The sequence below is a fragment of the Bradyrhizobium sp. MI1.10 genome (assembly GCF_055811035.1).
In genome coordinates, this window is sequence record NZ_JBVVPN010000021.1 from 103,669 (window position 1) to 118,890 (window position 15,222).

General features: G+C 63.7%; 13 protein-coding genes and 1 pseudogene. 5 read left to right on the top strand and 9 right to left on the bottom strand.

The features are described 5' to 3' along the window. Nucleotides 1-145: 145 nt before the first annotated feature. Both AC0L3K_RS22670 and AC0L3K_RS22675 read right to left on the bottom strand, forming a co-directional pair. Nucleotides 146-1,271, bottom strand: a pseudogene (locus AC0L3K_RS22670) (alkene reductase). Between the two features lie 121 nt (nt 1,272-1,392). Further along, nucleotides 1,393-2,889 (bottom strand): aldehyde dehydrogenase family protein, encoded by a 1,497-nt coding sequence (locus AC0L3K_RS22675; protein ID WP_007597043.1) that lies wholly within the window; start codon nt 2,887-2,889, stop codon nt 1,393-1,395. 196 nt (nt 2,890-3,085) lie between these two features. Here AC0L3K_RS22675 and AC0L3K_RS22680 point away from each other — a divergent pair, with 196 nt between their 5' ends. Then, nucleotides 3,086-3,931, top strand: a complete 846-nt coding sequence (locus tag AC0L3K_RS22680; protein ID WP_473366938.1) for an SDR family NAD(P)-dependent oxidoreductase — start codon at nt 3,086-3,088, stop codon at nt 3,929-3,931. Between the two features lie 130 nt (nt 3,932-4,061). On the opposite strand, the gene AC0L3K_RS22685 is transcribed toward AC0L3K_RS22680, so the two are convergent. The 6 genes from AC0L3K_RS22685 to AC0L3K_RS22710 all read right to left on the bottom strand — a co-directional run bounded on the left by AC0L3K_RS22685 (nt 4,062) and on the right by AC0L3K_RS22710 (nt 8,198). After that, the gene (locus AC0L3K_RS22685) at nt 4,062-4,268 is read right to left on the bottom strand and encodes a hypothetical protein (protein ID WP_007615092.1); all 207 of its coding nucleotides are present in this window, start codon (nt 4,266-4,268) and stop codon (nt 4,062-4,064) included. A 71-nt stretch (nt 4,269-4,339) separates the two neighbouring features. After that, nucleotides 4,340-4,753 carry a Rieske (2Fe-2S) protein gene (locus tag AC0L3K_RS22690; RefSeq protein ID WP_007597046.1) on the bottom strand — a complete coding sequence of 138 codons (414 nt, stop codon included), beginning with the start codon at nt 4,751-4,753 and terminating at the stop codon, nt 4,340-4,342. Nucleotides 4,754-4,768: 15 nt separating this feature from the next. Then, nucleotides 4,769-5,881 carry an amidohydrolase family protein gene (locus AC0L3K_RS22695; RefSeq protein ID WP_007597047.1) on the bottom strand — a complete coding sequence of 371 codons (1,113 nt, stop codon included), beginning with the start codon at nt 5,879-5,881 and terminating at the stop codon, nt 4,769-4,771. Nucleotides 5,882-5,895: 14 nt separating this feature from the next. Beyond that, on the bottom strand, nt 5,896-6,960 hold the full coding sequence (locus AC0L3K_RS22700) for an amidohydrolase family protein (protein ID WP_007597048.1): 1,065 nt from the start codon (nt 6,958-6,960) through the stop codon (nt 5,896-5,898). A gap of 227 nt (nt 6,961-7,187) precedes the next feature. Next, a complete protein-coding gene (locus tag AC0L3K_RS22705; RefSeq protein WP_007597050.1) occupies nt 7,188-7,463 on the bottom strand; it encodes a YiaA/YiaB family inner membrane protein in 276 nt (91 codons plus the stop codon). A gap of 39 nt (nt 7,464-7,502) precedes the next feature. After that, a complete protein-coding gene (locus AC0L3K_RS22710) occupies nt 7,503-8,198 on the bottom strand; it encodes a PspA/IM30 family protein (protein WP_007597052.1) in 696 nt (231 codons plus the stop codon). 101 nt (nt 8,199-8,299) lie between these two features. On the opposite strand from AC0L3K_RS22710, the gene AC0L3K_RS22715 reads away from it, so the two are divergent. From AC0L3K_RS22715 to AC0L3K_RS22725, 3 genes are all read left to right on the top strand, one after another. Next, complete coding sequence (locus AC0L3K_RS22715; RefSeq protein ID WP_473366939.1) at nt 8,300-8,908, top strand: TetR/AcrR family transcriptional regulator; 609 nt, start codon at nt 8,300-8,302, stop codon at nt 8,906-8,908. Between the two features lie 113 nt (nt 8,909-9,021). Further along, nucleotides 9,022-10,476, top strand: coding sequence for a dihydropyrimidinase (gene hydA, locus AC0L3K_RS22720; protein ID WP_007597060.1), 1,455 nt, complete (start codon nt 9,022-9,024; stop codon nt 10,474-10,476). A gap of 95 nt (nt 10,477-10,571) precedes the next feature. Next, nucleotides 10,572-12,191 carry an ABC transporter substrate-binding protein gene (locus AC0L3K_RS22725; protein ID WP_354201662.1) on the top strand — a complete coding sequence of 540 codons (1,620 nt, stop codon included), beginning with the start codon at nt 10,572-10,574 and terminating at the stop codon, nt 12,189-12,191. Here the strand turns inward: AC0L3K_RS22725 and AC0L3K_RS22730 are convergent. Continuing rightward, nucleotides 12,188-13,531, bottom strand: a complete 1,344-nt coding sequence (locus tag AC0L3K_RS22730) for a glycoside hydrolase family 3 N-terminal domain-containing protein (protein WP_354201663.1) — start codon at nt 13,529-13,531, stop codon at nt 12,188-12,190. The genes AC0L3K_RS22725 and AC0L3K_RS22730 overlap by 4 nt on opposite strands. Before the next feature lie 188 nt (nt 13,532-13,719). Between AC0L3K_RS22730 and AC0L3K_RS22735 the strand changes: the two genes are divergently transcribed. Beyond that, a complete protein-coding gene (locus AC0L3K_RS22735) occupies nt 13,720-15,210 on the top strand; it encodes a DUF4153 domain-containing protein (protein WP_354201664.1) in 1,491 nt (496 codons plus the stop codon). The last annotated feature ends 12 nt before the right edge of the window (nt 15,211-15,222 follow it).

Below are 15,222 nucleotides of genomic sequence, written 5' to 3' on the forward strand. Positions count from 1 at the left end.
CACCCCCCCCACATCCCCATTGCGGGGGGCGCGGTCCCGCAAAAAAAAAACGCCGGCCCCCCGATCCCCCCACGCGCCTGCGGCCAAGACCAGAGCTTGGGTGAAGACCCCGGATATCGCTTCGCTCATCCGGGCTACAGCAGTGTCAGACCGGCGTCAGTTCGTCATACACGGGATAATCCGTATAGCCCTTCTCCTCGCCACCATAGAATGTCGTACGGTTATACGGCGTGAGAGGGTAATCGTGCTGCAGGCGCCGCGGCAGATCGGGATTGGAGATGAAGATGCGGCCGAAGGCGATGAGGTCGGCGTGGCCATCGGCGATCGCCGCATTCGCGGTTTCGCCGCTGAAGCCACCGGCCGTCATCAGCACGCCGCCGTAGAGCGGCCGGAACAGCAGCATCGCCGAGGGCACGTTCTGCCAATTGACTTCTGCGCGCCCCGAGCCGCTGGAGCGGTTCGATGAAATGCAGATAGGCTAGACCGAGCTTGTCAAGCGCCTTGACCACGTGCGTGTAGAGCGGCATCGGATCGGGCTCGCCGGAATCATTGGCAATGCCGTGGGGCGACAGCCGCACGCCGACGCGGCCCGCGCCCCAGACCCCGATCGCGGCCTCGGTCACTTCGAGCAGAAGCCGCGCGCGGTTCTCGATCGAACCGCCATATTGATCGGTGCGCTGGTTGCTGCGTGATTGCAGGAATTGCTCGAGCAGATAGCCGTTGGCGCCGTGGATCTCGACACCGTCGAACCCGGCGGCCAACGCGTTCTTCGCGCCCTGCCTGAACGCCTCGACGATGCCCTTGACCTCGTCCGTGTCCAGCGCGCGCGGCGTCTCGTAGTCGGAGATCTTGCCGTCGGCGGTCATTGCCTTCATGCCTTCGGCCCTGATCGGGATCGCCGAGGCCGAGACCGGCAGCTCCCCGCCGTGGAAGGAGGAATGCGAGACGCGGCCGACATGCCAGAGCTGGAGAAAGATGATGCCGCCCTTGGCGTGCACGGTGTCGACCACCTTGCGCCAGCCCGCGATCTGCGTCTCCGAATAGATGCCAGGCGTCGCCGGATTGCCGCGGCCGTGCGAGAGCACGGGCGAGGCCTCGGCGATGATCAGGCCGCCTTGAGTGGCGCGCTGACCGTAATATTCGGCGTTGAGCGGCCGCGGCGAAAAGCTCTCGCGCTCGGCCCGCATGCGCGTCAATGGCGCCATCGCGACGCGATGCGCGAGCTTGTACGGACCGACCTGCAACGGTTGAAACAACGCCTCGAATTTCATGCTGGTTCCAGAATGGCTAAGGAAGGATGCGCGTCATATAGCGAGGGGCGGCCACCCGAAAAGGCGCCGCCCCCACAAAAGCAGATATTCCCTGCCACGGAATCCGCGAAGAGAACAGACCTCAGCCCGTCTTGATCCACACCGCCTTCACGTTGAGATATTCCTCGACGTGCTGCTTGCCGGATTCGCGGCCGTAGCCGCTCATCTTGTAGCCGCCGAAGGGGACTGCCGGGTCCATCGCCTGGTAGCAATTCACCCACACCGAGCCGGCGCGCAGGCGCTTCGCAACCGCATGCGCCTTGCTGACGTCCCGTGTCCACAGGCCCGAGCCGAGACCGAACGTGGTGGCGTTGGCGCGCTTGACCAGCTCGTCCATGTCCTTGAATGCGATCGCGGAGATGACGGGTCCAAAGATCTCCTCCTGCGCGATCCGCATATTGTCCTGGACGCCCGCGAACACCGTCGGCGAGACGAAGAAGCCTTTTGAAAGCGCGCCTTCGGTGACGCGGCCACCGCCGGCGAGCGCCTTGGCGCCTTCCTTCTGGCCGATGTCGAGATAGCTGGTGACGCGCTCGAGCTGCTGCTCGGACACCAGCGGTCCGATCTGGGTGTTGGGGTCGAGACCGTTGCCCACTTGCAGCTTCTTGCCGAACTCGGCGACGCGGCCGACGAACTCCTCGTAGATCGACTGCTCGACGAACAGCCGGGTGCCGGCGCTGCAGATTTGCCCCGAATTGGCGAACACCGCCATCGCGGCGCCCGGCACGGCGGCATCGAGATCGGCGTCCGCGAACACGATGTCCGGCGACTTGCCGCCGAGCTCGAGCGAGACACGCTTGAGGTTGCCGGCCGAGGCGCGAATGATCGACTGGCCCGTGACATGCGAGCCGGTGAAGGCAACCTTGTCGACGTCGTGATGTGCGGCAAGCGCCGCGCCCGCGGTCTCGCCAAAGCCAGGCACGACATTGATGACGCCGGGCGGGACGCCCGCTTCCATCGCGAGCTCGGCGATGCGCAGCGACGTCAGCGGCGCTTCTTCGGCGGGCTTGAGCACGACGGTGCAGCCGGTCGCGATCGCCGGGCCGATCTTCCAGATCGTCGCGGTCAGCGGACCATTCCAGGGAATGATGGCGCCGACGACGCCGATCGGCTCCTTCAGTGTGTAGGAGAAGATTTCGCCGGGCAGCGAGTTCTCGATGGTCTCGCCATGGATCGCTGTGGTCTGGCCGGCATAATAGCGCAACATGCCGACGGCGCGCAGACGATAGGCGCGGGTACGGCTGAGCGGCGCGCCCATGTCGAGCGTGTCGAGCTGCGACAATTCGTCGAAATTCTTCTCGACGAGGTCGGCAAGCTTCAGCAGCAGGTTCTGCCGCTCGAACGGCTTGACCTTGCTCCAGGGCCCTTCGAAGGCGCGGCGAGCGGCAGCGACCGCACGGTCGATATCTTCCTTGTCGCCCTCGGCAACGGTTGCGAGCAGTTCGCCGGTCGCGGGGTTATGGGTCTCGAAGCGCTTGCCGGAGGCAGCATCGACCCACTTCCCGTCGATCAGCATCTGCTTGTAGGACCCGTTGGCGAACGGGTGGCGCGTGATTGGAATAGCCTGCGACACAGCCATGGCTGAACTCCCTGTCAATGATTGATTGGTTCGATCTGGGCGGGATCGTTAGGTCGATAGAATACTGCGATGCCGGACAGGCGTAAAGGAGAGGCGCAAAGTCGGTGCGGAACGAAGACCTCCCATGCCGACTTGTGCAGGGTCGCGCAAGTGTCGTGTTATGGCACGACCGAGCCCCTCCCCCGGAGACCGAACCATGCCGCATCCCGCGATCGTCAAAGACAATGTAGCCGTGATCACCGGCGGTGCGTCCGGCATCGGATTCGCCGCCGCAGCAGCCTTCGCGCGGAACGGCATGAAAGTGTGTATCGCCGATGTGGATCAAACGCGGCTGGCGGACGCCGCAACAAGACTCTCATCCCTGACGTCCGCCACACATGTGATGCCCTTCGCGATCGACGTCAGCAAGGCCGAGAGCGTGGCGGAACTCGAGCGCGCCGTGCGCGAGCGCTTCGGCGGCACCGACATCCTCATGAACAATGCGGGCATCCAGCCCGGCAGCACGTTGTTCGGCGAACCCGACAATTGGCAGCGCATTATCGGCGTCAACATGTGGGGCATCATCACTGGCTCGCGCATCTTCGCGCCCAACATGATCGCGCGCGGCAGGGCGGGGCTCATCATCAACACCGGCTCGAAGCAGGGCATCACCACCCCGCCCGGCGATCCCGCCCACAACGTCTCCAAGGCCGGCGTGAAGGCCTTTACGGAAGCGCTGCAGCACGAGTTGCGGAACACTGCGGGTTGCCGCATCACCGCGCATCTGCTGATTCCCGGCTTCGTCTTCACGGCCCTTACCGCGAAGGGCCGGACAGAGAAGCCGGCCGGCGCCTGGACGGCCGAGCAGACCGTGGATTTCATGTTGGCGCGGCTGGAGGCCGGCGATTTCTACATCCTGTGCCCGGACAACGACGTCCCGCGCGCGCTCGACGAAAAGCGCATGCTGTGGGCCGCCGGTGACATCGTGGAGAACCGCCCGCCGCTGTCACGCTGGCATCCGGACCATGCGGATGCATTCGCGAAGTTCGTGAAGGGGAATTAGGCTGTTTGATCCTCATGGTGAGGAGCGCGGAACGCGCGTCTCGAACGATGCAGGCCCGGTTGGGCCTCGATCCTTCGAGACGCCCGCTTCCGGCGGGCTCCTCAGGATGAGGGTTTACACAGGGGGCGCTCTACAGCGTCTCTTGCTGATGCCCGCAATTCTTGCAGGCGAACTTGATGCGGGTCTGGCCCTTTGGCGCCTGCACACGGTTCGGGGCGCCGCATTTACCGCAGACGGCCTCGATGCGGGTATCACCCTGCTTGACGACGACGGTTTTCTTTTCCATCGATTCGCGGATCAGGCGCTCGGCCTCCTCACGCAGGGATTGTTTCGACAAAGCTCGTCTCCGCCATAAATGCGGGCGAGGCTTATCCCACCTGCGGCAAAATCACAATCCGAAACGGCTGCTCAGACCTCCACAATCACGTAGCTGTCCTCGACATGCACCGGAAAGGTCTCGGCAACATACGGGCCTTTCTGGAGTTCCTCGCCGCGCTCCACAGCGACCGGATATGACCTTATCTTGACGCGCTTCGGATCGAACCACGACTGGCCGTTGCGCATGTCGAACTCCCAGCCGTGCCAGGGACAGCGCAGCATCTCGCCGACGCGCGAGCGCTGATAGATGCCGGGCTCGGGCGAGGTCAGCCGCGCCACGCACGCCGCTTTCTCCAGCGGCGCGCCTTCGTGCGGGCAGCGGTTCAGCAGCGCGAAGAACTCGCCATGGACGTGGAACACGACGATGTCGCGGCCGGCGACATCGACCACCTTGTTGCCACCGGGTGGGATCTCCGAGGTGGACGCGACGATGTGACGGGCCATACCGTGCAGACCTTCTCAGAACTTGTAGACCGCGCGGGCATTGGTGCTGAAGATCTTCTTTCGCTCGGCCTCCGTCAGCGGCGTCTTGAAGGCGAAGCGCGGATCGTCGAAATCCCAGTGCGGATAGTCCGACGAGAACAGGAGACGATCGATGCCAACCCATTCGATCAGAGAGCGCAGGTGGCGGGCTTCGTCAGGCTCGTCGATCGGTTGCGTCGTGAACCAGAAATGCCCGCGGACATATTCCGACGGCTTGCGCTTGAGATGCGGCACCTCGCTGCGGAAGCGCTCGAAATGCTGGTCCATTCGCCACACCGCGGACGGAATCCAACCGAAGCCGCCCTCGATGAAGACAAACTTCAATTTCGGAAAACGCTCCGGCACACCCTCGATCACGAGACTGGCAAGCTGCGCCGCAATGGTGTGCGCGTTGGACTGGTGTTCCTCGACGTAATAGGACGGCCAGCCGCCACCGGTCGGCGCATGCCCGCCATAGCCGCCGACATGGATGCCGAGCGGCAGACCTAGTTCCTGGGCACGCTCGTAGATCGGCCAGTAGCGGCGACGGCCCAGCGGCTCGTTGGCGCGCGGCGAGACGTTGATCTGGACGTATTCGCCGATTTTCGCGCAGCGTTCGATCTCGGCGATGGCGAGATCAACACCGTCCTGCCCGACCAGGATCGAAGCCTTCAGGCGCGGGTCGCGATGCGACCAGAACGCCAGCTGCCAATCGTTGATGGCACGCTGGATTGCGGCGCCGAATTCGAGGTTCTGCTGCGAGAAGATGAAGAGATCGAGCACCTGCAAAATCCCGAACTCGACGTCGAGCGGATCGAGATGCTGCTTCTGCATGAAGGCGAGATCCGAACCGGGCGGCCCGCCCGTCGGCGGCCACGCATCGCGGCGCGCGATCAGCGGCGAAGAGCGCGGATAGGGCGTGGTGAACAGATAGGGCGTGCGCAAATGGCTGCCATATTCCTTCAGATGCTGCTGCCAGCGCTTTGGCAGGAACTCGTTGAGATCGTCGAACGAATGCAGACTCGGATGGACGTCGCAATCGACGATGCGCAGCCGCGAAGCGGCGGGCTTCTCGTCTTCCCGCAGCGGGCGGTCGATGACCTCACTCATGCAAACCTCCAAGGTCAGTTAGCGAGCGACAGCCGCGGAAACGTCTCCAGCGGGTTGTCCACGCACATCTTCGAGATGATGCTGTTCGGCAGGTTCGGCGGGATCGGATCGTCGCCGTCGAACTGCCAATGCGGATAGTCGGACGCGAACAGGAACATCTTCTCAGAACCGATCTGGTCGATGATCTCCTCAACGCTTCTGACGTCACCCGGCGCATCGAACGGCTGCATGGTGACGCGAAAATTGTCGCGAATAATCGCAGCCGGCTCGCGCTCGACCCAGGGCACCTCGACGCGCACCCCGCGCCAGGTCTTGTTGGCTCGCCACATGAAGGCCGGCAGCCAGCTCACGCCGGATTCCATCAGCACGACTTTGAGATTCGGAAACTTGCCGAACACGCCCTCATAGATCAGGCTCAAGATCTGCGCCTGAAATGCCTGTGCCTCGACGAAGTAATATTCGTAGCGGTGCGACGGCCATCCGGCCGAGCTCGGCGCCTGCCGATATTGCGTGCCGGCGTGGATCGCGAGCGGCAGCTTGTACTTTTCCGCGAGCCGATAGACCGGCCAGAAATGCCGCCGTCCCAAGAGCGTCTCGCCCTGCGCCAGCACGAGGATAGAGACGAAGCGGTGATCGCCGGCGCGGCGCTCGATCTCCTCGACCGCCAGATCCGGGTCCTGCATCGGCACCACGATCGAGGCACGCAAGCGCGGATCGCGCGACAGCCACTCAGTGGCGATCCAGTCGTTGATCGCCTTGCAGAAGTCGGCCGCCATGTAGGGGTCGAACACGGCCTGCGCGCCATAGAGCACGTTGATGATCGCGTGACTGGCACCCAACTGCTCGAACGCGCCCTTCTGCACCATCGCGAGATCGGAACCGGGCTTTGTGCCGTTCGCCGGACGCCAGTCGGCGCGGCCGCTTAGCGGCATGCTGGGCGGATAGGAGGTGAGATCGAGCCCGTCGATGGCGCGGCTCACGACCTGCTCTTTCCAGTGATCGCTGAGATAGGGCAGTAGCGTCGTGCGCGTGCCACCAACCGCCGGGTGGATGTCGCAGTCGATCCGCGTCGCTGCCATGAGGTTCCTCGCCGAGATCTTGTAAGCACATCTTATTGGCGGCGTTCTTGTGCGCCGCCTGTGAAGACTGCCCCTGCCCGTGCGGTTGCGCAAGAGCGCACGCCCGCGCGATCGTCATGGCTCTGTTGCATTTCGCAGGCGCGATATGAGGTGTGGCGACATGCGTTCCGGCGCCGAAGCCGCGGAGCGCATTGCTCCGCTGCTTCCTTGCGGATTGTCTATGCCCGTCAAGCGGCCTTGGAGACTTCCATCAGCAGACGTTCCGCCTTGGCATCCTCGATGCGGTTTACCATCCGGCTGCTTTCGTGATTGTCGCGGATGGTCTTGGTCAGGGTGACGCAGGTCTGGATCAGCATCACAACACCCATGGTGAGATAGCCCTTCATCCAGAAATCGATCGGCAGGAAGAAGATGCCGATGGCGACGAGAAAGGCGGAGGCTGCGAAGGACACGTAAGTGAAGGTCACCCAGGCGCCGCTGTGGGGCTGGCCATTCTGGTTCATGATGGTCTCCTGTTGGTTCGAATGACGATGGGTTCGGGATCAGACAGTCGGCGTGCGCTTGGACTTCAACCGCGCCAGCACGTCGTCTGCGGTCGTCTTGAGCCGGGGGCCAAAACCCTGCTCGGCGAGTTTTTCGGCGGTGGCGCGCGGGCCGGTGGCCGCGTCGAGCTCGACCAGCGCGTCGTCAGCGGCCTGGGCTTCCATCTGCCGCTCACGAAGACGCCTCAAAGTGCTCTCCGCCTCCGGCAGCGTGGATTCGTAGGGGCGTGCCGCCTCGATGCCGCTGCGGCGAAGCGAGCGCACCGCTTCCGAGGCACGGGCGACGCGGCGGCCGCGGTCGAGCTCGGTGATGCGGGCTTGCGCGCTTGCGACGTGCCGCTTCAGCCGCGCAATCTCGGTTGCGAACAAGGCGCGTGCCGTCAGCGCTGCATCGCGATCGGCCTCCAGGCCTGCGATGACTTCGGCGGCATCGTTGGCGAGATCCTCGCGGCCGCCGTCGAGCGCCGCAACCGCGCGCGTCTCGAGATCGGCGATGCGGGCGACGGTCGCCTCGAGCTTGCGACCTTCTTGCTGGTCCTGCGCGATCGCCAGCGCCAGGGTCCGTTTGCCACGCTCGAGGGCGGCTGCCGCGTCGCGCATCTGTTGATCGAGGATCAGAAGGGCCGTCCGGTCTTCCAGCTCCTCGCCGGCGGCGGCCACGCTGCCGCGGAAAAGTGTCACTACGGTCTTGAACATTGTTGGCTCCCTGTTATGAGCGCTGCTCACGTTTGTTTGTAGCAAGAAACTTGAACTTCGTTCAAGAAATGTTTGAGCAGCGCTCAGAAATTTGATTGCAAATGGCTAAGGCATTGGAACGCAGAGAGAAACTTCGATCCGATCTGATCTTGGCGGCGGAACGAATGCTCGCCGAGAAGGGATTGGCGGGCCTGAAAACCCGCGATCTCGCCCGCGAGATCGGCTGCGCCAACGGCGCGGTCTACAATCTCGTCGCCGATGTGGACGAGCTGATCCTGCGCGTGGGCTCGCGCACTTTGCTTCGGCTCGACCAGGCCCTGAGCACGGCGGAAAGCACGGGCGAGCCGTCGCCGCAGGGGAGGCTGGTCCGCATCGCCCTCGCCTATTGCGATTTCGCCGCGGAAAATCTCGAACTGTGGCGCGCTCTGTTCGAGCACCGCATGGACGCCGACAAGCCCCTTCCTGATTGGTCCATCGACGACCAGATGCAGCTGTTCCGCCACGTCCACGAGCCGCTGGCCGCGCTGTTTCCAAAACGCGGTCGGGAGGAGCTCGGCATCACTGCGCGCAGCCTGTTCTCGGCGGTGCATGGCATGGCGGCGCTGGGGCTGGAGCAGAAGCTGGTCGCGGTACCGCTACCGGCGCTTCGGGCGGAAATCGCGGGCTTGGTGCGCGCGATGATCGACGGGCTGATCGCGCGGGCGGCGTAGAGGCTGAGAGCGCACAGCTCAACTGTCGGCGGCGACTGGCTAAAATTTCACCTGTCACATCCCATGCAGCGCGCTTAGCTTCGCGAGGTCCACTTCCCTCTCCGGAGCATCCAATGCCCCTCCTCATCCGCGGCGGCACCGTCGTCAATCATGATCATTCGCGCCGCGCGGACGTGCTAATCGACGGCGCGACCGTCGTCGCGGTCGGGCAATCGCTCGACGCGCCCACCGGCAGCGAGATCATCGATGCCGGCGGCGCCTACGTCATCCCGGGCGGCATCGATCCGCACACCCATCTCGAAATGCCGTTCATGGGCACTGTCACCGCGGACGATTTCGAATCAGGGACTAAGGCGGCGCTGGCCGGTGGCACCACCATGGTAGTGGATTTCTGTCTGCCCGATCCCGGCCAGTCGATGCTCGCGGCCTATCAGGAGTGGCGGCACAAATCCGAGAAGGCGGCCTCCGACTACGGCTTCCACATGGCCGTAACATCCTGGTCGAAGCAGATCCATGACGAGATGGAGACCGTGGTCAAAACCTACGGCATCAACACCTTCAAGCACTTCATGGCCTACAAGGGCGCGCTGATGGTGAACGACGACGAGCTCTACAACTCGTTCGCCCGCTGCGCCCATCTCGGCGCCATGCCCGTCGTGCATGCGGAGAACGGCGACGTCGTCGCCCTGATGCAGGAGGCGCTGATCGCGCGCGGTGTCACCGGGCCAGAGGGACACGCGTATTCACGGCCACCGGAGGTCGAGGGCGAAGCCACCAACCGCGCCATCATGATCGCCGACATGACGGGGACGCCAGTCTACATCGTACACACGAGCTGCCGCGAAGCGCATGAGGCGATCGCGCGGGCACGCGCAGCTGGCAAGCGCGTCTATGGCGAGCCGCTGATCCAGCACTTGCTGCTGGACGCCGGTGAATATCAGAACAAGGATTGGGATCATTCCGCGCAGCGCGTGATGTCGCCGCCGTTCCGCGACAGGTCGCATCAGGATAGTCTTTGGGCCGGTCTCCAAGCCGGCTCGCTGCAAGTGGTCGCGACCGACCACTGCGCCTTCACTACCGAGCAGAAACGATTCGGGCTCGGCGATTTCAGAAAGATCCCGAACGGCACCGGCGGCCTCGAAGATCGTCTTGCGCTGCTGTGGACAGCGGGCGTTGCAACAGGACGGCTGACCAAGGAAGAGTTCGTCGCGGTGACCTCGGCGAACATCGCCCGCATCCTCAACATCTATCCGCGCAAAGGCGCGGTCGCCGTCGGATCGGACGCGGATGTCGTGGTTTGGGACCCCAAGGCGAGCAGGACCATCAGCGCGAAGCGGCAGATGAGCCGGATCGACTACAACGTGTTCGAGGGCTTTTCCTGCACCGGCGGACCGGCGGCGACGCTGTCGCGCGGCCGAATCGTCTGGAAGGATGGCGATCTGCGCGCCGAGGCCGGTGACGGCCATTATGTCGAGCGCCCGGCGTTCTCGCCGGTGCATGTCGCCAATTCCACTTGGAAAGAGCTGACCGCCCCGCGCGCCGTGCGCCGCGGAGCGGTGACGCCGTAGGACTGAGATCCGCACGGGATGCGACGCCGTGAAGCGCGGCCGATGGCATGCGCCTTGCCTCTTTATGGTGCAAATTTCTCAAGAGTGGGGCACCCATGAGCGCATCATCATTCGAACTAAACCGTCGCGGCGTGCTCGGCGGCCTCGGCCTCGCCGGAATGACCGCCCTCGCTCCGCGCTTTGCCACGGCGCAAGGGCGCAGCGAGACGCTGCTGGTGGTGCAGGAACTCGGGCCGAACTCGCTCGACATGCAGGGCGTCGGCTCCAACCAAACCGTGAACGGGCTGTCCTGGAATTGCTACGATCGCCTGCTGAGCTACGCCTCCAAGACGCTCCCCGACGGCACGCTGTCCTATGACCGCGAAACGCTCGCGCCTGAACTCGCCGAGAGCTTCGAGGTTGCGGCCGACGGCATGTCCTGCACTTTCAAATTGCGAAAGGACGCGAAATTCCACGACGGCACGGCGGTCACGGCGAAAGACGTCAAATGGTCGTTCGACCGCGCGGTGAAGGTCGGCGGCTTTCCGACCTTCCAGATGTCGGCGGGATCGCTGGAAAAACCCGAGCAGTTTATCGTGGTCGACGATCACACCTTCCGCATCGACTATGTGCGCAAGGACAAGATGCTGCTGTTCAACGTCGCGGTGGTCGTGCCCTTCATCATCAACTCGGAGCTTGCGAAAAAGAACGCGACGGCGGAAGACCCGTGGGCACTGGCGTGGCTCAGGAACAACGAGGCCGGCGGCGGCGCTTACAGGATCGAAAGCTGGAAACCGGGCAGCGAGACCGTGCTGGCGCGCTTCGACGATTGGAAGAGCGGACCTCTCCCGAAGCTCCGGCGCGTGATCGCGCGCGACGTCCCTTCCGCCGGCACCCGCCGCGCCATGCTGGAGCGGGGTGATGCGGACATTTCCAGCGGCTTTGCACCGCGTGACTTCGAGCAGATCATCAAGGAGGGTAAGGTCAAGGTTTCGGGCGTGCCGATCCCGAACGCGCTCTGGTCCGTCGCGCTCAACACGGCAAAGCCGCCGTTCGACAATGTGAAGCTGCGCCAAGCCGTCGCCTGGGCGATGCCGTATGAGCAGATCCAGAACAGCGCGTTCTTCGGGCGTGCCGTTCCCATGTATGGCGGAGCAGCAGACGTCTCAAAGCCGGTCTGGCCGCAGGCGTTTCCCTACGTCACCGATCTCGACAAGGCCAAGGCGTTGATGAAGGAGGCGGGATTCGAAAGCGGCTTGGAGACAACGTTGTCGCTCGACACCGGTACCGCCACGGTCGGCGAGCCGACCGCGATCCTGATCCAGGAAAGTCTCGCCAAGATCGGCATCAAGGCGGCGATCGAGAAGATCCCCGGCGCGAACTGGCGCACGACGCTGAACAAGAAAGAGCTGCCTCTGGCGCTCAACCGCTTCAGCGGCTGGCTCGACTATCCCGAATACTACTTCTACTGGAATTTCCACGGCAACAATTCGATCTTCAACATCTCCTCCTACCAGAACAAGGAAATGGACGCGCTGATCGACAAGGCACGGTTCACCACGGATGCTGCCGAGTACGACAAGGCCGTGAAGGATTTCATCGCGCTCTGCATGCGCGATGTTCCCGTCGTCCCGCTCAACCAGCCGATCCACGATGTCGCCATGCAGAAGGCCATCACCGGTTACGAGTTCTGGTTTCATCGCGAGCCGGACTACCGTCAGTTCGCGAAGGGCTAGTTTTGGCGGGCGACGCTCACGGGGCGTGAGGCGGCTCGCGCCTGCTCGGACGGGAAACCCCGCGCGAGCCGCGCTTGGCTCGCGCGCAGCATCGCCATATCGAGCTTGCCTTGCCGTGATCCATCCAGGGCGCAAGCGAAAATCCGGTAGAATTGCGCGCCGTCATAGGCGACCAGCAGCAGATCGACGCCCGCGTTGATAGCCTCGACAACGGCCCGGCAGACGTCGCGCTGGTAGATCGCCCCCATCACGAGATCGTCGGTCATGACGACGCCCTTATAGCCCCATTTGTCGCGAATGATCCCCTCGACGACGCGCTTCGAATGCGAGGCAGCTCGGTCGGGATCGACGGCCGTGAGCGTGACGTGCCCGACCATGAGCGCGCTGCGCGAATGCGACAGCACCTCGCGGAACGGAAGCCAGTCGGTTGCTTCCAACTCCTTCACCGGCGTGTCGAGATTGGCGCTGAAATGATGCGTGTCGGTGCGAACGCGGCCGATGCCGGGAAAATGCTTGAGCGTGGCACCGACGCCGGATTCTTCCAGCCCACGCACATAAGCGCTCGCGATCGCGCCGACGACGGCCGGATCGGTCGCAATCGCGCGCTGACCGATGAGTGTGTGAAAGTCGAGGCGATTGCGCCGGACCGGCGGTTTGAGATCGAGCACTGGTGCAAGATTGAGGTTGACGCCGAGCCCGGCGAGTTCACGTCCGTGGATGCGGCCGAACCCTGCTGCTTTGGCCTGCTGGTCATCGGGGGCAAGCCCGGCAAGCGTCGCCAGCGCCGGCAGCTTCGTCAACGGCGGCGCAAGATGCCCGACGATGCCGCCCTCCTGGTCCGCGGCGACGACCAGCGCCGGCAGGCCGGCGGCTCGCCGCTTGTCCTGGAGCGCCGCGATCTCGGCACGCAGCGCCTCCACGGTCCGACCCCGGATGTTGTGCCGGGTGACGTAGATGCCGCCGATCAATCCTTGCTCGGCAAGGCGCGCGATCTCCGGGAAGGAGGAATAACCGACCACGAAGTGAGGTCCGAGCTGACGCGCCTCGGCCGCACTGGCGGCAAGAACATCGTGCTTGCGCAGTTCGAATTTCAGGTGCGCCGCCGACATCAGGAGCGGCGGAACGCACCAGAGCATGACGAGGAGCCTGCCGGCGATTGTGCGCCAGCGCCCCCTGCGCAGCAGCACGATGACGATCACGATGCTTGTGACGACAAGCGCGATGTTTCCGCCGCCCCGCAGCACGAGCAGATAAGGATCATTCTTGTTCGCGGCCATGAATGCGACGAGAGGCGCGGCGAGCCAGAGCAGGATGAGACCGATGCGATTGAGGAGCTGCATGATTGCGTCACGCCCAAAGTGATGAACGCATCGCACCTATCAAAGCGATTTGCGCCGCGCGAGGACCAAAACCGCGCCTGCACGAAATCTGCAAAAGACTCCTGAAGCCATGCAGACGACGATCCCGCCTTCTGCACAAACGACGTTCAGACTTCGTGATGCCACCATTCACGAAAGGTCATCTGGACATGACGAGCCTGGCTTCGACGTCGACGACGGAAATCAAACCGATCAGGCCTTCGGCGCTGTCGGCAAAGCTCGCGTTGGCATTGGTGCTCGCCGCGCTCGCCGACTTTCTGCTCTACGGGCAGCGATTGGGGCTGTCACTGGTGATCATGGCCATCGCGATCGCCTGCGCCTCGCTGCTCGCCAACCACGCGACGCTGGATCATCGGCGTGCTGCGATTGGCGGCGCGATCGTTGCGCTTGGTCTCGTTCCGGCCGCGGAAGAGCTCAACACGCTCTCGTTTCCAATCCTCGTGGCAGCGCTGGTCATCGCCCTCCTGCTCGCGACCAATCCGGAGACGACCGGGCTCGCCGACCGCACCCGCGCGCTGCGAAACTTTGTCCTGATCAATCCCTTCAGGGTCTTCCCCGATGCACTTCAAATCTTCAACATGTCGGCACTCACTCGGAGCATCGCACTCTGGCTTCTGCCTGCAGCGCTGGGCGCGGTCTTCACCGCATTGTTCGCCGCAGCCAATCCGCTGATCGAGCAGTGGGTGTTCCTGCTCAATCCAAAGCTCATCCTCGACTATGTCAGCATCCCGCGCGTGCTGTTCTGGACCATGATGCTGGCGCTCGTCTGGCCGTTCATCCATGTGCGCTGGCGGCGCAAGACGATTGCCACAACGACGATCGTCGATGGCCCCGTGCCGCCGCCACTGCCGTCCCAAGTCTCGGCTGAGTTCCTGGGCCCCTCCACCATCCTGCGCTCGCTGATCCTGTTCAATCTGCTGTTCGCGGCACAGTCCATTCTCGACGGCATCTACCTCTGGGGCCATGTCGCGCTGCCGGCCAACATGACTTATGCGGCCTACGCCCATCGCGGCGCCTACCCGCTGATCGCCACCGCGCTGCTTGCCGCCGCCTTTGTGCTGGTCGCGATGCGTCCGGGCGGGCCGGCGGAGAAATCGAAGATCATGCGGCCGCTGGTTTATCTCTGGGTGGGGCAGAACGTTCTTCTCGTCGCCTCCTCCATCCTTCGCCTCGATCTGTACGTCGACATCTACATGCTGACCTATTGGCGCATCGCGGCCTTCATCTGGATGGGGCTGGTGGCGCTCGGACTGATCCTGATCGTCGCCCGCATCGTGCTCGACAGGTCAAACCAATGGCTCGTCGGCGCCAATCTGATCGCGTTAACGATCACGCTGTATGGCTGCTCGCTGGTGAACTTCGATGCGTTCATCGCCGACTATAATCTGAGCCACAGCAACGAAATGTCGGGTAAGGGCTTGAACATCGATGCCAACTACCTCTTCACACTTGGACCGCAGGCGCTGCCTGCCCTCGACAAGGTCATCGCTCATCGGTCGGACGACAACTGCCTTGTGTCGCGGCGCGATCGGCTTGTAGAAGTCCAGCTTCAGGATCTGGCCTGGCGGAGCTGGGGCTTCCGGAATTGGCGACTCCAGCGCAGGCTGGACGCGCTGGCGAAAGCTCGGCCGACGGGCTAACGAGGCAGCGGA